Origin of the sequence: Streptomyces sp. NPDC007896 (assembly GCF_042959425.1) — a bacterium.
Taxonomy (GTDB): Bacteria; Actinomycetota; Actinomycetes; order Streptomycetales; family Streptomycetaceae; genus Streptomyces.
The window spans coordinates 1,375,440-1,397,099 of the sequence record NZ_JBIBKX010000001.1 but is presented as its reverse complement, the minus strand read 5'-3'; the positions used below and the strand labels follow the sequence as shown (position 1 = coordinate 1,397,099).

16 protein-coding genes are annotated in these 21,660 nt (G+C 68.3%); 11 read left to right on the top strand and 5 right to left on the bottom strand.

The genetic code is table 11. The annotated features are described in order from the left end of the window. Nucleotides 1-145 precede the first annotated feature (145 nt). From speB to ACFZDJ_RS06215, 6 genes are all read left to right on the top strand, one after another. Complete coding sequence (speB, locus tag ACFZDJ_RS06240) at nt 146-1,150, top strand: agmatinase (RefSeq protein ID WP_067380849.1); 1,005 nt, start codon at nt 146-148, stop codon at nt 1,148-1,150. Further along, a complete protein-coding gene (locus ACFZDJ_RS06235; RefSeq protein WP_391056473.1) occupies nt 1,147-2,838 on the top strand; it encodes a thiamine pyrophosphate-dependent enzyme in 1,692 nt (563 codons plus the stop codon). The genes speB and ACFZDJ_RS06235 overlap by 4 nt, the downstream gene beginning before the upstream one ends. Before the next feature lie 110 nt (nt 2,839-2,948). Continuing rightward, nucleotides 2,949-4,226, top strand: coding sequence for an AAA family ATPase (locus ACFZDJ_RS06230; protein WP_391056470.1), 1,278 nt, complete (start codon nt 2,949-2,951; stop codon nt 4,224-4,226). Then, nucleotides 4,226-4,906: an RloB domain-containing protein gene (locus ACFZDJ_RS06225; RefSeq protein ID WP_391056467.1), complete on the top strand. Its 681-nt coding sequence runs from the start codon at nt 4,226-4,228 to the stop codon at nt 4,904-4,906. The genes ACFZDJ_RS06230 and ACFZDJ_RS06225 overlap by 1 nt, the downstream gene beginning before the upstream one ends. 94 nt (nt 4,907-5,000) lie before the next feature. Beyond that, nucleotides 5,001-7,619, top strand: a complete 2,619-nt coding sequence (locus ACFZDJ_RS06220) for an N-6 DNA methylase (RefSeq protein ID WP_391056465.1) — start codon at nt 5,001-5,003, stop codon at nt 7,617-7,619. Beyond that, complete coding sequence (locus ACFZDJ_RS06215; protein WP_391056462.1) at nt 7,612-8,838, top strand: restriction endonuclease subunit S; 1,227 nt, start codon at nt 7,612-7,614, stop codon at nt 8,836-8,838. The genes ACFZDJ_RS06220 and ACFZDJ_RS06215 overlap by 8 nt, the downstream gene beginning before the upstream one ends. Before the next feature lie 65 nt (nt 8,839-8,903). Here the strand turns inward: ACFZDJ_RS06215 and ACFZDJ_RS06210 are convergent, their stop codons facing one another. The 3 genes from ACFZDJ_RS06210 to ACFZDJ_RS06200 all read right to left on the bottom strand — a co-directional run bounded on the left by ACFZDJ_RS06210 (nt 8,904) and on the right by ACFZDJ_RS06200 (nt 11,039). Next, nucleotides 8,904-9,125 (bottom strand): DUF397 domain-containing protein, encoded by a 222-nt coding sequence (locus ACFZDJ_RS06210; protein WP_391056459.1) that lies wholly within the window; start codon nt 9,123-9,125, stop codon nt 8,904-8,906. Between the two features lie 64 nt (nt 9,126-9,189). After that, nucleotides 9,190-10,539 (bottom strand): tol-pal system YbgF family protein, encoded by a 1,350-nt coding sequence (locus ACFZDJ_RS06205; protein ID WP_391056457.1) that lies wholly within the window; start codon nt 10,537-10,539, stop codon nt 9,190-9,192. A gap of 101 nt (nt 10,540-10,640) precedes the next feature. Further along, nucleotides 10,641-11,039, bottom strand: coding sequence for a hypothetical protein (locus ACFZDJ_RS06200; protein WP_391056454.1), 399 nt, complete (start codon nt 11,037-11,039; stop codon nt 10,641-10,643). A 20-nt stretch (nt 11,040-11,059) separates the two neighbouring features. On the opposite strand from ACFZDJ_RS06200, the gene ACFZDJ_RS06195 reads away from it, so the two are divergent. From ACFZDJ_RS06195 to ACFZDJ_RS06185, 3 genes are all read left to right on the top strand, one after another. Then, nucleotides 11,060-11,431, top strand: a complete 372-nt coding sequence (locus ACFZDJ_RS06195) for a hypothetical protein (RefSeq protein ID WP_391056451.1) — start codon at nt 11,060-11,062, stop codon at nt 11,429-11,431. 162 nt (nt 11,432-11,593) lie between these two features. Then, nucleotides 11,594-15,169: a type I restriction endonuclease gene (locus ACFZDJ_RS06190; RefSeq protein WP_391056871.1), complete on the top strand. Its 3,576-nt coding sequence runs from the start codon at nt 11,594-11,596 to the stop codon at nt 15,167-15,169. A gap of 4 nt (nt 15,170-15,173) precedes the next feature. Beyond that, nucleotides 15,174-15,956, top strand: a complete 783-nt coding sequence (locus ACFZDJ_RS06185; protein ID WP_391056448.1) for a YgjP-like metallopeptidase domain-containing protein — start codon at nt 15,174-15,176, stop codon at nt 15,954-15,956. A gap of 48 nt (nt 15,957-16,004) precedes the next feature. On the opposite strand, the gene ACFZDJ_RS06180 is transcribed toward ACFZDJ_RS06185, so the two are convergent. Beyond that, on the bottom strand, nt 16,005-16,808 hold the full coding sequence (locus ACFZDJ_RS06180; protein ID WP_168508806.1) for an endonuclease I family protein: 804 nt from the start codon (nt 16,806-16,808) through the stop codon (nt 16,005-16,007). Nucleotides 16,809-17,008: 200 nt separating this feature from the next. Continuing rightward, the gene (locus ACFZDJ_RS06175) at nt 17,009-19,288 is read right to left on the bottom strand and encodes a glycosyltransferase family 39 protein (protein WP_391056445.1); all 2,280 of its coding nucleotides are present in this window, start codon (nt 19,286-19,288) and stop codon (nt 17,009-17,011) included. A 257-nt stretch (nt 19,289-19,545) separates the two neighbouring features. Between ACFZDJ_RS06175 and ACFZDJ_RS06170 the strand changes: the two genes are divergently transcribed. Both ACFZDJ_RS06170 and ACFZDJ_RS06165 read left to right on the top strand, forming a co-directional pair. Further along, the gene (locus ACFZDJ_RS06170) at nt 19,546-20,484 is read left to right on the top strand and encodes a serine hydrolase (RefSeq protein ID WP_390927047.1); all 939 of its coding nucleotides are present in this window, start codon (nt 19,546-19,548) and stop codon (nt 20,482-20,484) included. Nucleotides 20,485-20,537: 53 nt separating this feature from the next. Next, nucleotides 20,538-21,626, top strand: a complete 1,089-nt coding sequence (locus tag ACFZDJ_RS06165) for an esterase-like activity of phytase family protein (RefSeq protein ID WP_391056442.1) — start codon at nt 20,538-20,540, stop codon at nt 21,624-21,626. The last annotated feature ends 34 nt before the right edge of the window (nt 21,627-21,660 follow it).

The following is a 21,660-nucleotide window of genomic DNA, read 5'->3' as shown; positions in this document are numbered from 1 at the left end:
TCGCGCAGTTCCCCGCGCCCCTTCCGGGGCGCGGGACGCGCTCATGAACTTCGGGCCGGCCGGCCCGGGCGGATCCTGTCAGCGGGGTCCGCGACACTGGAAAAAGCACAACGCATCACCCCGTACCACCTGGAGGAGTCCGACGATGAGCAGCACCGAGTTCCCGGCAGCAGGCGGCAGCCAGCCACGCGGCCCCGTCGACTCGTCCCGCGTCCCGCGGTACGCGGGCCCCGCGACCTTCGCCCGGCTGCCGCGCCTCGACGAGGTCGGCCGCGCCGACGTCGCCGTGGTCGGCGTGCCCTTCGACTCCGGGGTCTCCTACCGGCCCGGCGCCCGCTTCGGCGGCAACGCCATCCGCGAGGCCTCCCGCCTGCTGCGCCCGTACAACCCGGCGCAGGACGCCTCCCCCTTCGCCCTCGCCCAGGTCGCCGACGCCGGCGACATCGCGGCGAACCCGTTCAACATCAACGAGGCCGTGGAGACGGTCGAGGCCGCGGCCGACGAGCTGCTCGGCACGGGCGCCCGCCTGATGACGCTGGGCGGCGACCACACCATCGCCCTCCCGCTCCTGCGCTCCGTCGCCAAGAAGCACGGCCCGGTGGCCCTGCTCCACTTCGACGCGCACCTCGACACCTGGGACACCTACTTCGGCGCCGAGTACACGCACGGCACCCCGTTCCGCCGGGCGGTGGAGGAGGGGATCCTGGACACGGAGGCCCTCTCCCACGTCGGCACCCGCGGCCCGCTGTACGGCAAGCAGGACCTCACCGACGACGAGAAGATGGGCTTCGGCATCGTCACGTCCGCCGACATCTACCGGCGTGGCGCGGACGAGGTCGCCGACCAGCTGCGCCAGCGCATCGGCGACCGCCCGCTGTACATCTCCATCGACATCGACTGCCTCGACCCGGCGCACGCCCCCGGCACGGGTACGCCGGAGGCCGGCGGCATGACCTCCCGCGAGCTGCTGGAGATCCTGCGCGGACTGTCCTCCTGCAACCTGGTCTCCGCGGACGTGGTCGAGGTCGCGCCCGCGTACGACCACGCCGAGATCACGGCGGTGGCCGCGTCCCACACGGCGTACGAACTGACGACGATCATGTCCCGCCAGATCGCGGCGGCCAGGGCTCAGGAGGCCGGGAACAAGTGACTCACGACCACGACCTGGTGCTCCGTCCGTCGGCGGCGCAGACGGAGGCCGCGCTGAATCCGCCCCCCGGCCGCAACGGCGGAGACCTGGTCGTGGAGACCCTCTCCGGTCTCGGCGCCACGACCGTCTTCGGCCTGCCCGGCCAGCACGCCCTCGGCATGTTCGACGCCCTGCGCCGCTCCTCGTTGCAGTACATCGGCCTGCGGGTGGAGAACAACGCGGGGTTCGCGGCCGACGCGTACGGCCGCATCACGGGTGAGGCGGCGCCCCTGCTGCTGTCCACCGGCCCGGGAGCGCTGACCTCCCTGGCCGCGCTCCAGGAGGCCGCCGCGGCCTCCGCCCCCGTCCTCGCCATCAGCAGCCAGATCCCCACCGCGGGACTGGGCGGCGGACGCCACGGCTATCTGCACGAACTCCCTGACCAGCAGGCGTCGTTCAGGGGGGTCGTCAAGTCCGTCCACACGGTCCGTACGCAGTCGCAGATCCCCTCCGCGATCGCGGCGGCCTGGGAGTCGGCCCTGACCGCCCCGCACGGCCCGGTCTGGGTGGAGATCCCGCAGGACGTCCTGCTCGCCGAGACCCACCTGCCGCAGGTCACCGCGATGGACGCGACCCCGAAGGACGTCGTCCCGCGCCCCGAACTCACCGCGCTGGCGGCCCACTTGCTGTCCACGGCGGCCCGCCCCGCGATCATCGCGGGCGGCGGGGTCGTACGGTCGGACGCGTCCGGCAAGCTGAGGTCGCTGGCGGAGAAGCTGAACGCGCCGGTCGTCACCACCTTCGGCGGCAAGGGCGCCTTCCCCTGGACCCACTCGCTCTCGCTCCAGTCCTGGCTGGAGGACCGGCACACCACGGACTTCCTGGAGGACGCGGACGTCCTGCTGGTCGTCGGCTCCGGCCTCGGCGAACTGTCCTCGAACTACCACACGTTCAAGCCCCGCGGCCGGGTCATCCAGATCGAGGCCGACCTCGGCAAGCTGGAGTCCAACCACCCGGCGATCGGCATCCACGCGGACGCCAGGCTCGCGCTCTCCGCGCTCCTGGAGACCGTCGAGGACCGCCCCGACCCGACGGCGGCGGACCGCGTCCGTGTGCTGCTCGACCGGGTGGGGGAGCGTATCGCCGCACAGGAACTCACCCTGGAACAGGAGGTGCTGGCGTCCGTCCGCCGGGCCCTCCCGTCCACCTCCCCGTCCTTCTGGGACATGACCATCCTGGCGTACTGGGCGTGGTCCGCCTTCGACCCGCGCGGAAAGAACACCATGCACTCCGCCCAGGGCGCGGGCGGCCTCGGCTACGGCTTCCCGGCGGCCCTCGGCGCGGCGGCGGCCGATCCCACCCGCCCGGTCCTCGCGGTCTCCGGCGACGGCGGCGCGTTGTATTCGATCGCCGAACTCGCCACGGCGAGGCAGTACGACCTGAACGTCACCTGGCTGATCGTAGACGACGGCGGTTACGGCATCCTGCGCGAGTACATGACCGACACCTTCGGCCAGCCCACGGCGACGGAGCTGACCCGCCCCGACTACGTGGCGCTGGCCGAGTCCTTCGGCGTCCCGGGGGTCCGTACGACCCCCGAGACCCTGGAGGAGGACCTGGCGAAGGCCTTCGCGAGCCCCGGCCCGTCCGTGGTGCTGCTCCCGGCGGTGCTGCGGATGTTCGCGCCTACCCACCTGGGCTCGGCCTGATCGGCTGTGCGCGGTGACCTCCACAGGATATGTTCCGTGAGGTCGCAGGCGTCCCCGACCGAGCTGATGTCAGAAGCGGCCATTACTCTGAGCCCGGAGAGGAGGACGGTGTGCTGCTGAGGTTCCGCGTCGCGAACGTACGGTCCCTGCGAGACGAGCAGGAGCTGTCCTTCGTCGCGGCGGGCGACGAACGGGGCGGATCGGCGAACCCGGTGGATCTTGCAGGCGGCGGATCCATCTCCGTCTTCCCGCTGATCGGCATTTTCGGGGCCAACGCCTCCGGCAAGTCGAACGTGCTGACCGCGATGACGGACATGAGCAAAGCGGTGCTCAACTCCTATGCGCGCTGGGCTTCTTACGACGGCATCCCGCGCCAGGTCTTCGCCCTGAGCCCCAAGAGCGAGAGCGAACCCTCCTTCTTCGAGGTCGACGTCGTCATCGACTCCGTCCGCTGGACATACGGCTTCGAGCTCAGCGCCAAACGCGTCGAGTCGGAGTGGCTGCACAGCTACCCACGCGGTCGCCGTCAGGAATGGCTCGACCGTGACGCCTCCCGACCGGATGTCTTCAAGTGGCCCGGTGAACGTGTCAGGGACCGTGCCCAGCTCGTACGGCGTACGCGGCCGAACGCACTGCTGCTCTCCACGGCCGGCACGGACAACCACCCGCAGCTCTCTCCGCTCTTCCACTGGTTCCGCCGCAACTTCTGGATGATCAACCCGGAGGTCGAGCGGGACGAGCGAGCGCGGTACACCACGAAGGAACTGTCGGGGCCGAGGGCCACCAGGATCCAGGAGCTGCTGCGGGTCGCCGACCTCGGCATCACCGGGGCGACGGTTGTCCAGGAAGGCCCGGGCCGGGACGCGGTGAAGCTGATGCACCAATCGGCTGCGGGGGACGTGTCCTTCGACTGGCAGGACGAGTCCTACGGCACTCGCTCCTGGTTCGCCCTCCTCGGCCCCATGCTCCTCGCCCTCGACGAAGGCGCGGTCCTGCTCGTCGACGAACTCGACGCGAGCCTGCACTCCCGCTTCGCCGCAGAGGTCGTCCGGCTCTTCCACGATCCGTACGCGAACCCCAAGGGCGCGCAGCTGGTCTTCACGTCGCACGACGCGACGGTGCTCACCACTCCGAGCGGCGAGCGTCTCCTCGACCCCGGACAGGTGTGGCTGACGCAGAAGGACAAGGACGGCGCGACCGAGCTGTATCCGCTCACCGATGTGGAGCCGGGCGAGGACGAGGACCTCACGCAGTCCTACCTCGCGGGGGCCTTCGGCGGGGTTCCGGCCCTCCTGGAGGGACAGATCGCGCGGCGGCTGCTGGTGGCGCGCGAGGCCGGCGCATACGACGAGACAGACGACCGAGCGGACCGGGCGGGGCGGGACTGATGGGGCGGGCGCAGAAGGGCAAGGACTCGTGGGAGCGTCCGGCCCGGCAGGGTGGACAGCGCAAGCGCCAGATCTTCATCTTCACGGAGGGCAAGGTGACCGAGCCCTCGTACCTCGACATCCTGAAGGACCAGGGCGTACCGCTCGCCGACAAGGTCCCGGTGGAGATGCACATCGCCAATCGCAGGGCGGACAGCGGGCGCAAGCCGCTCGACCTCGTGGAGCAGGCGATCAGGCTGAAGCGCGAAGAGGACCGTAAGGCGATGCGGGCCAAACTAGACAGGAAGTTCCTGCCTCAAGTCTGGTGCCTCTTCGATCACGACAGGTACAAGTACATCCGCGACGCGCTGGAGCAGGCGGATGCGGCAGGCATCGGAGTCGCTTTCTCGCATCCGTGCTTCGAGGTGTGGCGCCTCGCTCACTACAAGCCGGTCAGCGGCTCATTCGCCGGGGTGTGCGGCGGTGCGGCCGAACGATTGCCGTTTCAGCGCGGCTCCCAGGACGCCAAGACGCCGAAGGTCGTCCTGCCGCACCAGGTCCTGGGCAGCTACAAGACGGCGCGGAAGAACGCCGAGCGGATGAACAGCCAGCACGCGGCGCATGTGGCCAAGTGGGACCGGGACCCGTACACGGACGTGCACGAGTTCGTGGAGAAGGCACTCCACATCGACACGTACTGACCCGTCGGCCTTACGTACGCACTGATTTCGGTATGGCCCCGGCCGGGCAATAAGGTCTCTCTGTTATCTCAGGTCGGGTCGTAGGGAGTCGTACGTGGCCAAGCTCACGCTCGCCCAGTTGGAACGGCATCTGTGGGCCGCCGCGGACATTCTGCGCGGCACGATGGACGCCTCCGAGTACAAGGACTACATCTTCGGGCTGCTCTTCCTGAAGCGCGCCAACGACGAGTTCGAGGCGGCCAGGGGCAGGCTCAGGGAATACGCGGTCGAGGAGCTGAAGCTCAGCGACGAAGATCTTCCCGGCTACCTGGAGCAGGCGGGCCCCTACCGCAAGCGCGATGTGCTGTACGTGCCGGAGGAGGCCCGTTGGCACAAGGTCTCCGCCGCCACCCACAACATCAACGAGATGACCCTGCGTCCCGCGCTCCAGGCGCTCGAAGGGCAGAACACCAAGCTCAAGGGTCTCTTCGATCACCTAGACTTCAACCGTATCGGCGGATCGGGCGCCGCAGCGGGTGCGGCCAAGCTGGCCGACCAGCGCCTCCAGCTGCTCATCGCGCACTTCGGGCGGATCCGGCTGCGCACGGAGGACTTCGAGTTCCCCGACCTGATCGGTGCCGCGTACGAATACCTGATCAAGGAGTTCGCGGACACGGCCGGACGCAAGGGCGGTGAGTTCTACACCCCGCGCGCCGTGGTCCGCATGATGGTCGAACTCCTCGCGCCCACTGAGAACATGAGGATCTACGACCCGTGCGTCGGCTCGGGCGGCATGCTCATCCACGCGGCGGAGTATGTGGAGGAGCACGGCGGCGACACCTCGTCGATGTTCTTCGCCGGGCAGGACGCCAACTCCGGCTCCTGGATCATGTCGACGATGAACATGGTCCTGCACGGGGTACGTCGCTTCGACCTGGCCACCGGGGACACGCTCTCGCAGCCGGCGCATGTTCCGCGCTCGGACGAGGACCGCTTCGACGGGGTGCTCAGCAATCCGCCGTTCTCTCTGGACTACGTCCTCGCGGACCTGGCCCATCCGGCTGAGCGTGCCAAGTACGGGAAGACGAGCGAGCGCGGCAAGGCCGACCTGATGTTCCTCCAGCACATGCTGTGGGAGGCCAAGCGGGAGAGCCCTTGCGGGGGCATGGTGATCACGGTCATGCCGCACGGGGTCCTGTTCCGGGGCGGCGGCGAACAGGCCATTCGTACGGAGCTATTGGAGAAGGACGCGGTGGAGGCGGTCATCGGCCTCGCGCCGAACCTCTTCTACGGGACGGGCATCCCGGCCTGCGTTTTGGTGCTGCGTCCGCCGGGGCGGAAGGATCCGGCGCGGGCGGGCAAGGTGCTGTTCATCAACGCCGACCGGGAGTTCCATGCAGTGAAAGCGAAGAACGCCCTTCTTCCTGAACATGCTGAAAAAGTCGTCTCGACGTTCCATTCGTACGCGGAGGTGCCAGGCTTCTCGCGGATTGTGACGCGCGAGGAGCTCGCCGCAAACAACGACAACCTCAACATCCGCCGCTACGTCGACAACACACCCTCGCCTGAACCGCAGGATGTGCGGGCTCACTTGGTCGGCGGGGTGCCGCGCGCCGAGATCGAGGCGAAGAAGCCGCTGCTCGACTCATATGGGATCGAGGTTGCCGATCTGTTCGAGGAGCGGGAGCCGGCGGACCCGGCGTATGTGGACTTCCGGGGTGAGGCGGCGGGTGGCCGTCCCGAGCTGAGGGAGCTGGCCCGTCCTCGGGAGGAGGCGCTGCGGGCGGAGTTCGGCATGTGGTGGGAGGAAGAGACGCAGAGGCTTGAGGTGGTTGCGGCCACCCCCGAGGTGCTTGCATCGTCTACGCCCTCCGAGCGCAAGGCCGCGTTGATGGCGGTTCGGGGACAGTTGATGGAGTCGTTCGTGGAGAGGATGGGCCGGGTCGGGTTGCTGGACCGGTACGCGTTGGCCGGTGCGGTGGCCGGGTGGTGGTACGACGCGAAGTACGACCTGCTCGCGCTGTCGGAGAACGGGTTCGGGGGTGTGGTCGACGGGTGGGTCGAGAACGTCGACACGATGCTTTCGCCTGAACAGGACGCGCGGACGAAGAAGTTGCGTACGAGGACAGCGGCGGAGCGGCGGCAGGCGTACGACCACAAGGTGGTTGCCGCCATCGCTCTGGACTTTTTGGAGGAACTGGCGGAGGCCGATGCCCAGAAGGCGCAGGCTGATGCGCGGTTCAAGGAGTTGAGCGCACGGCTTTCCGGAAGCGTGGAGGAGCCGGAAGCTGACGCTGATCCGTCCGATGGTGAGGATGACTCGGAGGAAGTCATCCTGAGCATCGAGGAGTTGGCCGAGCTTACGGCCGAACTGGCGAAGGTGAAGAAGGCGCGCACGAAGGCGGGCGCGGACATCAAGCGCCTTGAGGCGGACTTCCACCGGCATCCGTACCCGAGCGATCCGCCGACCCTGGGGGAGGAGTCGCCTCGGTTGTTCCGGGCACGGGAGGAGATGGATGCGGAGGGGGAGCGCCGGGTCGTGCTCGACCTGCTGCGGGACGATCTGGCGGCGAAGCTGGACGGCCATGTGGTGCGGTGGCAGCGGGAGTTGGCGGCGTCCTATGAGACGTGGGAGCAGAAGTACGCGGTGTCGCTGAGGGAGATTCGGGCGGGGCGGGAAGCTACGGCGAGGAAGTTGGACGGGTTCCTTGAGGGGATGGGACTGAGTGTCTAGTGAAGGAGGGCAGTGGCCTCTCGAACCACTCGGACGTCTCTGCCAAGTGAGTTCTGGAACGACTCCTAGCAGGGCGGCCGGTTCTCGGTACTTCACTCATCAGGGCATCCCGTGGGTGAAGACCCTGGATCTCAACGAAGGATCACTTGAAGCGACTGATGAATCACTGACTGAAGTTGCTGTCGCCGAGACGGGAGTGCGTGTCTACCCGGCACAGGTGGTGCTCCTTGCGATGTACGGCGGTTGGGAGCAGATCGGCCGCACGGCGATTCTTGCAGTGCCAGCAGCAGTCAATCAGGCGATTTCGGTCCTGGAGGTTGGCTCACAGTTGGAGCCGCGCTACCTATTGCTTGCTTTGCAGCACGGTAAGCCGCGGTGGAGCCGCTATGCGGCGAGCACCCGCAAGGATCCGAACATCACCAAGTCGGACGTTTTGGAGTTCGGAGTCCTAGTCCCACCGCTGCCAGTTCAGCGGCGGATCGTTGAGGTGATCGACAGTTTCACTGAAATGGAGCGCGGGATTGAGGCTTCAATCTCCAAACTCCGTAAAGTGCGCCGGGGTGCCCTGATGGCGTCGATGGCGGCTATCGCAAGTGAGGAGCCACGGGCAGGCTGGGTGCGCGTGCCGTTGAAGGACATCGTTCCGTCAGTCGAATACGGGGTTTCCGAGGCCCTTGACAGGGACGCTCGCGGTGTACCTGTGCTGCGCATGAACAACATTCGGAACGGCAGGATCGATGCGGATGAGCTCCGATATTGTCCGGCGCCGGTTCCTGCGAAGTTGTTTCTCCGACAGGGGGATGTCCTGTTCAACAGGACCAACAGCATGGAGCACATTGGTAAAACAGCGATGTGGCGTGACGAGCTGTCGAGCGCAACATTCGCGTCGTATCTGGTGCGCCTAATCCCTGACCTGCTGCGTGTGACCCCGGAGTACCTCGTCGAATGGTTGATGCACCCTCTGGTTCGGCAGCGGGTTCGATCTATTTCGACGGTTGCCGTGCAACAAGTGAATGTCAATCCGTCCCGGCTTCGGGAGCTGGAGATTGACCTTCCGATCGATCTGGCTGAGCAGCGGCGCATCGTGGCTATGTTGGAAGCCTGCGACGATCAAATCGAGCGCGAGAATGAAGAGTTGTACAAGCTCCGCGAACTCAAGCAGGGGCTTGTGGACGACCTGTTGTCGGGGCGGGTTGCGGTATCTGCTGTGGCGGCCTGAGCGAACGACGTCCGGCCCGCGCCATGGGGCGGGGCGCGGACCAGACGAATCGTGGTGGGGAGTGGTCAGGCGGAGAGGCTTCCGTCCTTGACGGCTGCAACGAACGACGTCCAGCCGGCTGACGGGAAGACCAATGCGGGTCCCTGAGGGGCCTTGGAGCCGCGGACAGGGACACCTGAGGGGTGGTTGTCCAGGACCTCCAGGCAGCTGCCGCCCTCACTGCCGCTGTAGGAGGACTTCCGCCAGCCGTTCGGTAACCCCGCGTTCAAGAGGGTTCGGTCAGTCATCGCGTTTCGTCGTCCTCCACTGTTACCCAGGCGCATGCGCCGACGCTCCTGAATCGATCGAACCTCACGCAGCCTTGGCCGCAGCCACCTCGCGTGCGCGAAGTGCAAGCTCTCGCACAGGGCGGGCAGTTGGGTGTCGGCGTAGTTCCGTGCTCATGGTGCGGAAGTGGTCGTCGCCGCGGTTGGACGAGACGTGTTCGTACTCGTCCAGGAACCGTGACCAGCTCTCGCAGGCCGCGTCCAAGTGGCCGACGCGTAGCTGGCGCTGCGCGAGGAGCGCATAGGCGTGCACGCGGCCCTGGCGTTCCTGCTTTGGCTGAAGGCGGATCGACTGTTTCAGGGCGTTGATCGAGCCCGCGAAATCCTGCTCCTCGTACAGGACATGGGAGACCTGGAAGAGGTAGGCGGTCTGGTCATAGCCGCCGATCGCATCCCTGCGGTTGTCCGCCTTCGACAGTGCGTCCTCCGCCTCCTTCAGGCGGGTGTGGGCTTGTTGCCTCAGGCTCACCATGGACGCGGAGTGGGCCTGCTGGCCGCGTAGGAATGCCACGAGACGCGGCCCCGCAGAAGGTGCCGCTTCTGCTGCGGAGTCCGCGAGTTCCAGAGCCTTAGGTCCGTACCCCAGGTTGGAAGCCTGGAGGGACATGCCGCGCAGGGTCCTGCAATAGGTGACGTGGTCTTCCGCCTCGCGGGCCAGTCCGAGGGCCTGGACGTAGTAGCGCTGTCCGAGGCCGTGGGACTTCTCGTACATGGCCATCCAGCCGGTCAGATACGTGAGGTCGGACGCGGCGGCCAGCATGTCCTTGCGGACAGGTTCCGTGGCCTGTGCCTGGAGCCAGGGGCCGACGGTATTGACGAGGAACGCGGACGCCATGGGCATCGCGTGCCCGGCACCGAGTTCGTCGAGGATGTCCGCAATCCGGTCTGTCATGGTGCGGATCGACTGCACCTGTGAAGAGCCGATTCGAACGGTCTTCTTGCCGGGAGTAACCGATTCATCCGCCGCTCGTGCGGGGAGGGTGAACGCGGGAACTGACAGTGCGGCGGAGAAGACCGTGGCAGCCAGCACGCTGCGGCGGGACGGATCCATTGTTGCCCTTCCGAGGTCGATCAACTCCTCGACAGTGTCGGTGTTTTGGGAACCGACGAGTGACGGCGCCGGTAACAGGCCGGCTTCCGTATGGGTGACGGGTCGTCCGAGCCGCGCCGAAAGGGCCTCGACGATCAGAGGTCTGACCTGGGGCTTTGGTTGAACTCCTGCAATCCAGTGCGCGACTGCGGTGCGGTCGTACGTCAGGGCGAGTCCTGCCTGAGGGCCGAGGCGATTCACCTGCTGTGCGAGTTGGGTCCTGGTCCATCGTGCCTGGTCAAGCAGGTTGTCCAGGGCGCGGTTGGGGGTGCGTTTCCGTGCCATGTCCTCAACTCCCGGCGGCTTGCATGGCGTACAACGACGGCGTTCACGGTGTTCACGGTCCCACCGTCTTCCAACGGTACCTGCGGAGGGTGTCGGAGCGGTTACCTCTTGCACATGCGCCGAGCGATCTCGGCCGAAAGGAGGACCCCCGCGACCGCTTGCGACGGCCCGGGGGCATGGCCCTCAACCGCACTGGAGTTGAAGACGTGTTGCACCATATCGCCTGTCTCATGGAGCCGCTGTTGCGGTGGCTCCTCCCTACCTCGGGCCGTCATCGGTTGACAGGGGTGCCGCCTGTCCACGTACGACCTCTCCCGCACACCTCCATCCTCCGCGGCGAAGACTCCACCCTGGTCCGCCCCTACCTCCTCGCGCACGAACAACGCGAGCACGGCAAACAGCAGCGCGTCCGGCGCCGAGCCCTTTGGCTTGCCGTGCACGGCGTCGACGTAGGGCCACGGCGCATTCACGGCGTCGACGTAGGTCCGGGCCGAATCCAAGGCATCGAGGTGGCTGCCGCATGATCTACGAGAGCCACGACGTCGACGTCGCCGCCACAGTCAGCCGGCCCCGTCTCCTTCCCTGGGCCAACCTCGACGGCAATCCCTGCTACCTCCTCACCGACAACACCGGCACCAGTCACCTCTCCCGCGTCGCCGACAACGTCGAAGCCGTCCAGCTCGGAATGGCGGACGACCTCCTCGACCATGCCGCCGATCTGCTCGGTGACAGCAAGGCCACCGCGCCCCAGCTCCGGTTTCTCGCCGCCCGATTGACCGAATCGCTCCACGATGTGCATCGCATCGCCCGGAGCCGGGGAACCCGCCTCCCCGCGCCCCACGACGACCCGGCTCTCGACGGCATGTCTGAGGAGGAGGACCCCGGCACCTGACCCGCCCGCCCCTGCTGGGCGTGCGGACGTACCGCCACAAAGGCCCGTACGTCCGCACGCTCAGGCATGCCCTCCGTTCGTATCCCCTCCCTCACCCCGCTCCCGAGGCGCAGAATGGATCTCCGGTGAACGGGTGGACGTACGGAGAGGTGCGGGGCCTTGGTGGTGCACGTCGAGCGGGACGAGGTGGAGCGGCCGTTTGTCGCGCAGTTGGAGGCCATGGGATGGACGCACGTTCCGGGCGCGGAGTTGGACACGCTCGACGCGGCTGTGCCCTTACTCGTCGACCAACTCGGGCCCGCGCTGCGACGGATCAACCTCCGTGGCAGTGACGGTCAGCCCTGGATGGGCGAGGACGACATCAAGCGTGCGGTCGGCGAGCTTGCCTCCCTCTCCCTCGGTAAAGGCGTCGTGGACGCGAACCTCGCCGCCACCGACATGCTGCTCCATGGCTGGACGCTTCCCTCGCCCTCCGCCACGCACGGTGGTCCGTCCGCCACCGTCCAGTACGTCGAGTGGCACCCGGACCGTGTCACGCGCAACACCTTCACCGTCGTCGACCAGCTCCGCGTGCGCAGCCGCTCCGGTGAGCTGTCGATACTCGATCTCGTCCTCTTCGTGAACGGCATCCCGCTCGTCGCCGTCGAGTGCAAGAGCGCCGATCTCGCCGAGCCCGTCCGCAGTGCCGTACTCGATCTTCGGCACTACGCCGGGAACCCCGTTCTGGACCTCGACGCCACCAGTACTCCGGTCCCGGCCGGTGCGCCGGAACTGTTCCGGACGGTGCAGCTCCTTGTCGCCGCGACCGGCGAGACCGCCCACCTGGGGACCGTCACCTCCGAGCCCGAGCACTTCCACCCGTGGCGCAGTGTCGAACCGGAGGAAGAGGGAACGCTGCGGCGGGAGCTGCGTACCGCCGGGTTGCTCGCGGGCGACGCAGAATCGTCTGCGCCCGCGCCGCTCGGCGAGCAGCAGAAGCTCGTCGGTGTGGTCCTGCGGCCGGCCGCCCTGCTCAACGTCGTACGGCACTACGTGATCCCGATGGCCGTCGAGTCCGGCGCGGACGGTGGGGCCGTACGCACTGTGAAGGCCGTCGCCCGGCACCAGCAGTACCGGGCCGCCGAGAAGGCCGTACGCAGACTGCTGACCGGGCGGGCCCGTGCCGGGCGGGACACGGATGACGAGCGTGGCGGTGTCATCTGGCACACGCAGGGCTCCGGCAAGTCGCTGACCATGACGTTCCTTGTGCGTCGGGTCCATCTGCACCCCCGGCTCAGCGAGTTCATGGTGGTTGTCGTCACCGACCGCACGCAGTTGCAGACCCAGCTCTCGCGGACGTTGAAGCTCAGCGAGTCCGATGTCGAGACGGCGAAGACCCGGACACAGATGGAAGGGCTGCTGCGTGACGGCGGGCGGCGTGTCGTCTTCGGGATGATCCAGAAGTACGGCACCGGATTCACCTTCGCCGGGGACGCGGAAGGCAGCGGGGACGACCGGGACCTCGTCGAGGAGAGCGAGGAAGCCGGACAGGGAGAAGGCGAACCCCAGGGCCCCGTACCGAACTTCCCCGAGTGCAACACCTCGCCGGACATCCTCGTCCTCGTCGACGAGGCACATCGCTCGCACACCAGCGTCCTGCACGCCGCCCTGCGCAAGGCGATCCCGAACGCCGCCAAGATCGGGTTCACGGGTACGCCGATCATCACCGGACGTGAGGAGGACACGCGCCGGATCTTCGGGCGGGGCGACTCGCCGCGCGGCTTCCTCGACGAGTACCGGATGGAGGACGCCGAGCACGACGGTGTCGTCGTCCGCATCCGCTACGAGGGGCGGACGGGGGAGGGTGAGGTCCGTGACGGGGAGGTCCTCGACGCGGGGTTCGACGACCTAGTCCGAGACCGTACTCCCGAGGAGCGTGCCGCGCTGCTCAAGCGGTGGCCCACCGAGCGGGACGTCGCCGAGTCCGTTCCCATGATCGAGGCGAAGGCCGAGGACATGCTGGAGCACTGGGTGACCACCGTGCTGCCCGGCGGATTCAAGGCACAGGTCGCGGCGGTCAGCCGGAAGGCGGCCGTGCAGTATCACCACGCTCTGCGCAAGGCCCGAGACGAACTGCTCGCAGAGTTGACCGAGTTCGATCCGGAGTCCGTGGCCGGGATCCCGCTGGAGGATCTGTCGGGCAGGCTGCGTTATCTGCACCAGGCCCATCAGTTCCGGGCGTTGCTGCGTCGGATCGACTTCGTACCCGTCATTTCGCCGGGGTCGGGGCACAAGCGGGGAGAGTGGAGGGAGTGGACCGACACCGGGCGCCAGGAGGCGTACACCGAGCGTTTCCAGAAGGCGTTCCCCGAGCTGGTCCCCGATCCGGAGTGGGTCGCCGTGACCCCCTTCAACCCGCCGCAAGCGCCGACTCCGCCCACCGATTCCGACGGTGGCACGAACGCCCCGTGGTCCGCTGCCGCGAACAGCGAGCCGTCGCCGCTTCCCATCCAGGTGCCCGACCCCGTGCACCCCGACAGCCCCATAGCCTTCCTGATCGTAAAATCCATGCTGCTCACGGGATTCGATGCCCCACGCGAGCAGGTGCTCTACCTGGACCGGCCCATTCGTGACGCCGAACTGCTCCAGGCCGTCGCGCGTGTCAACCGCACATCGCCGGGCAAGGAGGTCGGCTACGTCGTCGACTACTACGGTGTCTTCGAGCATCTCTCCAGCGCGCTCGCCGGGTACCGGAACGCCGACGTCACCGACACCATGCGCGCGATGTCCTACGAGGTGGGGGCCCTCGGGCCCGCTGCCGACAGGGTCCGGGACTTCCTGCGACGCAACGGCGTCGACGACGCTCAGCTCGACCAGCTCGCCAAGCTGGGGCCTGCGGCTCTCGCGCTGCAATCCGAATCCTTGCGGTTCGACTTCGACGAGGTGCTGCACGCGTTCCTCGCCACGCTCGAGCGTGTCCTTCCGCATGAGGACGCTCTCGACTACGTTGCGGACGCCAGGCGCTGGAGCCTGCTCCAGAAGCGGGTACGCCGCCTGTGCCGGGACGACGAGGGCGGCACGTTCACTCTGCGCCGGTACGGCCGCAAGGTCCGGGCCATGATTGCCGACCACCTCGAGGGCCCGGAGATCGACCAGGTCATTCCGCCGGTCTCGCTCACCGCGCTCACCTTCGACGACGCCGTGCGGCGACTGCCGCCGGAGGAGGCCGCGGCGGAGATGGGGCATGCGCTCCGCTTCCATCTGGAGGAGCGGACGAAGCGGGAGGACCCCGCGAAGTACGAGCGGCTCTCCAAGCGCCTGGAGGAAATCCTGCGCACGATGCCGGGCCGCTTCGAGGAGCAGGTACAGGAGTTCGGCCCGCTGATCGAGGAGGCCAGGCAAGAACAGGAGGAGTCCCCGGAGCTCGCCGGTCTCACGCCGCTCGAACAGAGGGTGTACCGGTTGGTGGAGCAGATCCTGGAGGACACCCCCGGGATCAGGCTGGCAGGCAGCGGTGACGTCAGGCAGCTCACGGGCAAGGTGTGCGACGCGGCCACCCAGGTCATGGCCAGGGCCTCGTACCAGGGGCAGCACCAGGACATCAGCATGCTGGCCGGGGACCTCCACGAGGTCCTGCTCAGCGGCGGTGTCCGGCCCGTGGGTGCGGACTGGACGCCATTGGAGAACGCGGCTGAGCGCCTGGCGTCCTTCGCGCAGGACAACCTTCGACAGTTCCGGGGCAGGGCGAGGGGAGAATAGGCGGGTGACCGCGCCGGCCGACCCTTCGACGTCTTCCAGCCCCGAAGCCCCCCTCACTGTGGACGGGCTGTCTCTTCGGGTGCGCGCCAGCGCCCGCAGGAGACGCTTCGCGCTGACTGTCGAGGCCGACGCGACCCTCACCCTGCACACCCCTGCCGGGCGTCCGGTGGCCGAGGCGGAACAGTTTGTACGAGCCCATCGGGACTGGCTGCTGACCAAACTGCGCGAGCGGGAGCGCACACGTCCGCTCAACCCCGCCAAACAACTCGTCGACGGAGAGGTCTTCCGCTATTTGGGGCGCACGTATCGGCTGGCCGTTTCCGACGAGGAAGGGGCGGCCGGGGGCGTCCGGCTGATTGCGGGACGTCTTGTCATGAGCCCGGACCTGGCGGCGGAGCCGCAGGCGGGACGGGCAGCGCTTGTCGACTGGTACTGCCGGGCGGGCCGGAACTGGACGGGGCATCGACTTCAGCCCTGGGCAGCCCGCATGGGCGTGACCGAGCCGGAACTTGAGGTACGGGACCTGGGGGACCGATGGGGTTCATACAGGCCGCCGCAGGACGGGACGGGCGCCGAGGGCGGCCTGATGAGTCTCGGGTGGCCGCTCTTCCAACTGCCCATGCATCTGATCGACTACGTCATCGCACATGAACTGGCCCACGTGAAAGTGCCGGGGCACCGAGAGGACTTCTGGAGGCTGCTGCGGATTGCACTGCCCGAGTACGAAGATCGGCGGGCGGACCTCGACGAGCTGGGGCGGCGACTCTGGATGGGCGATATTCGGTAGGCTGGGCTGAACTCCCGTACGAAAGGGGGAGTTCAGCCGCAGTACGGCCTACCAGATCGCGTCGACCCACTCCGGGTGGTCGATGAACGGGTTGCGGTTGTGCTGGTAGGTGTCGTAGATGACCTGGTTGCGCTTCTCCTCGAAGGCGCTCGGCGGGTCCTCGTCGCTCCACTCCTTGAGTACGGAGAGCTTGCCGATGTACGGGTTGCTTCCGTTGTTCACCTTCTCGTTGGGCTCGAGGTCGGCGAAGCCGTCGCCGCCGTCGTAGCGCACCGCCATGTAGAGGATCATGCGGGCCACGTCGCCCTTGTCGGCGTCGCGCGGCTCGAACGAGTCGGAGTCGGTGAGGCTGCCGCCCCCGCCGCTGACCGTGCTGCCGCCGTTGTCGAAGTCCTTGTTGCCCCGGATGCTGTTGACCTGGACGTCCGCGGGACGCAGGTGGTGCAGGTCCGTGCCGGGACCGGTCACCTCGCCGAAGTCGCCGTGGGACTTGGCCCACACGTGCTCGCGGTTCCAGTCGCCCGTGTCACCGCCGTTGAGGGACTTGGCGCGCGAGGTGCCGCTGTACAGCAGGATCACGTTGTTGCTGTTGTTCGGGTCCTGGTCGGTGACCTTGAGGGCGTCCCAGACGGCGGAGTACGAGATCTTCGTCTGGCTGCTGATGATCGTGTGCAGCGAGGACTTCAGGCTGCTGCCGGTCTTGCCGACCGCGTTCTTGTAGTACGTGCTGTCGTACGCGGTCGTCGTGGCGCTCGCGGGGGTGGCGGTCATCGTCGGCAGGGTGAGGCCTACCAGGACGGCTGAGGTGGTCAGCGCCAGCGTCTTCCAGCGGCGTATGTGCGTGGCGGGCATGGTGGGGGCGTCCGTTCTACGCGGGTTGATTGAGCGGGCAACCGGAGCGTGACATGAACATGCGATTCAGGGAATGAACGGAGCGTGTCGGTTGGGTGACGGAAAACGGCAAGTCGCTTGTTGTGCGCGCGATATGACGCACCGGAAGGCCCCCGCCCATGGGGCACATGGGCGGGGGCCTTCCGGCACTTGAGGGGTGGTCAGTTCAGGTCGGACGGGTCCAGGCGGTAGAGCGTCGAGGCCGACTGGGCCGACTGGCCGTTCTCCGACTCGGAGCCCGTGGCCGAACTCGACTCGGACGACGAGGTCTTGCTGTAGGCGCTCTCCTTCACCGCGGTGGCGTTCTTCTGCACCCAGGCGGTGACCGCGGAACTGGTGCTGTTGTTGCCGCCCATTCCGCCGCCCATGCCCGAGCCGCCGACCTGGATGTAGTGAAGCTCGCCCTTCTTCACCAGCTCCTTGAGCCTGGCGACCGTCATGCCCTTGTCGGTGCCGGTGAAGCCGTACATGGAGATGACGGGCTTGTGGGTGCTCAGGATCAGCTGCCCGGCGCTCTGCGAATTGGACACCGCGAGCAGCCACTTGGCGCCGTCCTGGTGCTTCTCCAGGTACGAGATCAGCTCGCTGCTGGTCTCACCGCCCATGCCGCCACCGCCGCCGAAACCGCCGCGCTGACCGCCCGTGCCGCCCGGGGCCGTACCGTTCTCGCCACCGCCCTGGCCGCCCGGGAACTCGCCGTTCTGGCCGCCCGTGCCGCCGGGGAAGCCGCCGTTCTCGCCGCCCTGTGGGGCGCCGCCGGGCAGTTCGCCGGCTCCACCGCCGCCGGGTGTCGCCTGGCCGCCCTCCTGGCCGGCCGCTTGGCCGCCCTGCTGGGTGCCGCCGGGCATCTCGCCGCCGCCCGGACCCCCCGCGTTGCCGCCGGGGCCACCCCGTCCGCCGCCGAAGCCGCCTTGGCCGGTGGACGGTCCGGCGGTCGGATTGGTGCCGCCCATGCCGCCGCCCGCGCCGCCCGCACTGGCCGGGACGGCGAACGAGTACGCCGCCGGGCCCGCGAGAGCCGCGACGACCGCCGCCGCCAGGGACGCGGCCAGCAGCCGTACGCGGTTGCCGGAGCGGGAGACGAACAGGCCGACGACGGCCAGCGCCATGACCACCGCGATGGCCGGCCACAGCCAGGTGTTCCAGTCGGTGGCCCGGCGCAACAGCACGACCGCCCAGATGCCGGTGACCGCGAGCCCGGCGGGCAGCACCCAGGACCAGCGGACGTCACCACCGCGCAAGGCACGGAACAGCATGACGCCGCCGCCACCGCACAGGGCCGCGATGCCAGGGGCGACCGCGGTCGTGTAGTACGGGTGCATGGTGCCCTCGGCCGTGGCGAACGTCAGGTAGTGCAGCAGCAGCCAGCCGCCCCACAGCACCAGCGCCGCACGAGTCGGGTCGATGCGCGGGGCGCGCCCGCACAGCACGAGGCCGCCGGCGAGGGCGATGCCCGCGAAGGGGATCAGCCAGGAGATCTGGCCGCCCAGGATGTCGTTGAACAGCCGGCCGAGCCCCGCGGAACCGGAGAAGCCGCCGCCACCTCCGCCACCGCCGTTGCCCTCGCCGCCGAGGACGCGGCCCAAGCCGTTGTAGCCGAAGATCAGGTTCCAGGCGGTGCCGTCCGTCGAACCGCCGATGTAGGGACGGTCGTCGGCGGGCACCAGCGAGACGGCCGTCGCCCACCAGAAGCTGGACACGGCCAGGGCCACGGCGGCCAGCAGCAGGTTGCGGATCCGCTTCGCCCAGCCGAGGTGCGACGCGTACAGATAGACCGCGAAGACGGCGGGCAGCGCGATGTAGCCCTGGAGCATCTTCGTGTTGAAGGCGAGCCCGAAGCAGACCGCCGAGCCGAGCAGCGGCAGCAGCCTGCCGTCGCGGGTCGCGCGCAGTCCGAGGGCCGCGCCCGACACCATCAGGAGGAGGAGCAGGGTGTCGGGGTTGTTGTCGCGGTTGATGGCGACGGTGATCGGGGTGAGCGCGAGCACGAGCGCGGCGAGCGCGGCGGCGGCGTGGCCGAACACCCGCTTCACGGAGGAGTGCAGGATCCAGATGGTGCCGAGGGCGGCCACGACCATCGGCAGCATCATCTGCCAGGTGCCGAAGCCGAAGATCCGGCACGACAGGCCCATGACCATGAGTGCGAGCGGCGGTTTGTCGACGGTCAGGAAGTTGCCCGCGTCGAGCGAGCCGAAGAACCACGCCTTCCAGCTCTGGGTTCCGCTGTAGATCGCAGAACTGTAGAAGCTGTTGAGGCCGGAGCCGGACAGGTTCCAGGAGTACAGCACCGTGGCCAGCGCCATGATCGCGATCAGGGCGGGGAGGGACCAGCGGGGCGCGGCGGGGGTGGGCGACGGCTCCTGGGGCGGCTCGGCGGCCGGTGCGCCGGGGGCCACGAAGGGGCCGGGAGCCGGGGGCAGTGGGTCGGTGGCAGATGTCACCAGTGCACCATGCACACCGCCGATGGGTACGGGCTGTGCTCTGTCTGGGGGCGAGCTGTGGATGGATGAGACGCGGGTAAGAGAGCCGGGCGCCCGCCGCTCCTCCGGCGGCTCTCCGCGGCTTCAGGGCGACCCCCTCGCTACCCCGAACCCCCGTCCGCAGAACACGCGTACAACTTTCGGCCACCCAGACGAGTCATGAGAGACGAGTGCGCCACAGGCGCGCTCGTATTGGTTGAAGGGGATGGGGAACCTCCATGACTCACCGGATATCCCGGCGTGCCCGTGTGCTCGCGGCGGGCCTCGGCGCCGGGGTGATCGTGCCGTTCGCGGCAGCCGCCGCGCCGGCCGCCGCCGCCACGGCACCGCAGGTCAGCTGTACGTCGAGCAAGACGGGCCTGGCCGCCAAGCTGCAGAAGGACATCACCACGGCGCTCAAGGGCCGCGCCGGCACCGTCGCCGTCGGTCTCTACGACCGTTCGACGAAGACCACCTGCACCCTGCGGAGCAGCACGGCGTACGACTCCGCCAGCGTCGTCAAGGCCACCGTGCTGGCCACGCTGCTGTGGGACGCCAAGAAGCACAACCGGTATCTGACCACGCGTGAGCAGAGCCTCGCCACGGCCATGATCACCAAGTCTGACAACAACGCCACCAGCACGCTGTGGAAGCAGCTCGGTGTGACCAAGGTGAAGGGTTTCCTCACCGCCGCCGGGATGACGCAGACCAAGCCGGGTGCCAACAACTACTGGGGTCTCACCCAGATCACCGTCCGGGACGAGCAGAAGCTGCTCGCGCTCCTCACCGCCAAGAACTCCGTGCTGAGCGACAACTCCCGCGCCTACGAGCTGAAGTTGATGGGCAAGGTCATCTCCTCGCAGCGCTGGGGCACCCCGGCCGGAGCGCCCTCCTCGGTCGCCGTGCACGTCAAGAACGGCTGGCTGTCGCGTGCCACGCACGGCTGGCGCGTGCACAGCATCGGCACCTTCAACGGCGCGGGCCACGACTACATGATCACCGTGCTGACGCAGGACAACAGCACCATGCAGTACGGCGTCAACACCATCCAGGCCGTCGCCAAGGCCATCCACAAGGACCTGGTGCCGACCCCGTCCACGACCAGCGCGAGCGTGCTGCGGTACGTGCCCACGAGCAACCCCCAGGAAGCGATCCCGGCGGTGCCGTCCGCGGGCTGACGCTTCACGAGGCGGTCTCCCGCGCGTCACCCGGCCGTCCTACCGTGACCGGCATGCTCATGAGATCCGTACTCGCCACCGTCACCGCCGGCCTGGCGGCGGCCACCTGTGTGACCGCCGCCGCTCCGGTCAACGCCCAGAGCGGCACAGCCCCGAGCGTCCCCGCCTGCTCGCCCGCCGTCTCGATCACGAGCTACTCCGACGCGCTCGACAAGACGACGTACGACGGCACCTTCGTCGGCAACCTCTCCGCGCTCGCCGTCGACCGCGACGGCGAGATCGCCGCGCTCTCCGACCGGTCCTCGCTCTTCACCCTGGACCGCGAGACGCTGAAGCCGACGAGCGTCGTGAACCTCGTCGACGAGAAGGGCGCCGCGCTCGACTCCGAGGGCCTGGCCGTGGACCTCCCCCGCTCTCGGCTTCGCTCGAGCGGGGGGACCCCCACCGGCACCCGTCTGGTCACCTCCGAGACCGAGCCCTCCGTACGCCGCTACGAGCGCGACGGCACCCTCGTCGGGAGCCTCCCCGTACCGGACGCGCTCAAGGTCGCTCCCGCGGGCCGCGCCACCTCCAACCTCACCTTCGAAGGGCTCACCCTCCTGCCCGGCGGCCACACCCTGCTCGCCGCCATGGAGGGGTCACTGAGCGGTGACACCGGCGGCATCGTGCGCTTCCAGACCTGGGAGCGCACGCGGCACGACTTCCGGCTCGCCGCCCAGTACGGCTACCGCACCGACTCCGGCCTCGGCGTCTCCGAGGCCCAGGCCACCCCCGACGGCCGCCTTCTCGTCCTGGAGCGCGGCTTCACCGCGGGCGTCGGCAACACCGTCCGCCTCTATCTCGCCGACCTCCGCCACGCCACGGACACCCGCCGCGTCGACACCCTGACCGGCCAGGACGGTGTGCGGCTGGCCCGCAAGACGCTCCTCGCCGACCTCGTGAACTGTCCTTCACTGGGCGCCCAGGCCAAGCAGCCCCAGCCCAATCCCCTCCTCGACAACATCGAGGGCCTGACGATCACCGGCCGCACCCCGGACGGCCGTCTCGGGCTCCTCCTGGTCAGCGACGACAACCAGAACGCCGTCCAGACCACCCGCCTGTACTCCCTGAGCGTCCGCCTGCCACACACGGTGAACGGCTGATTATTGCGGAGGGATGAAATCCGCTTCTTTCAGC

Excerpts from the sequence above, each read along its gene's own strand:
- ACFZDJ_RS06205 (WP_391056457.1), bottom strand. The coding sequence starts at position 10,539 with ATGGCACGGAAACGCACCCCCAACCGCGCCCTGGACAACCTGCTTGAC.
- ACFZDJ_RS06180 (WP_168508806.1), bottom strand. The coding sequence starts at position 16,808 with ATGCCCGCCACGCACATACGCCGCTGGAAGACGCTGGCGCTGACCACC.
- speB (WP_067380849.1), top strand. The coding sequence starts at position 146 with ATGAGCAGCACCGAGTTCCCGGCAGCAGGCGGCAGCCAGCCACGCGGC.
- ACFZDJ_RS06225 (WP_391056467.1), top strand. The coding sequence starts at position 4,226 with ATGGGGCGGGCGCAGAAGGGCAAGGACTCGTGGGAGCGTCCGGCCCGG.
- ACFZDJ_RS06195 (WP_391056451.1), top strand. The coding sequence starts at position 11,060 with ATGATCTACGAGAGCCACGACGTCGACGTCGCCGCCACAGTCAGCCGG.
- ACFZDJ_RS06165 (WP_391056442.1), top strand. The coding sequence starts at position 20,538 with ATGCTCATGAGATCCGTACTCGCCACCGTCACCGCCGGCCTGGCGGCG.
- ACFZDJ_RS06210 (WP_391056459.1), bottom strand. The coding sequence starts at position 9,125 with ATGACTGACCGAACCCTCTTGAACGCGGGGTTACCGAACGGCTGGCGG.
- ACFZDJ_RS06170 (WP_390927047.1), top strand. The coding sequence starts at position 19,546 with ATGACTCACCGGATATCCCGGCGTGCCCGTGTGCTCGCGGCGGGCCTC.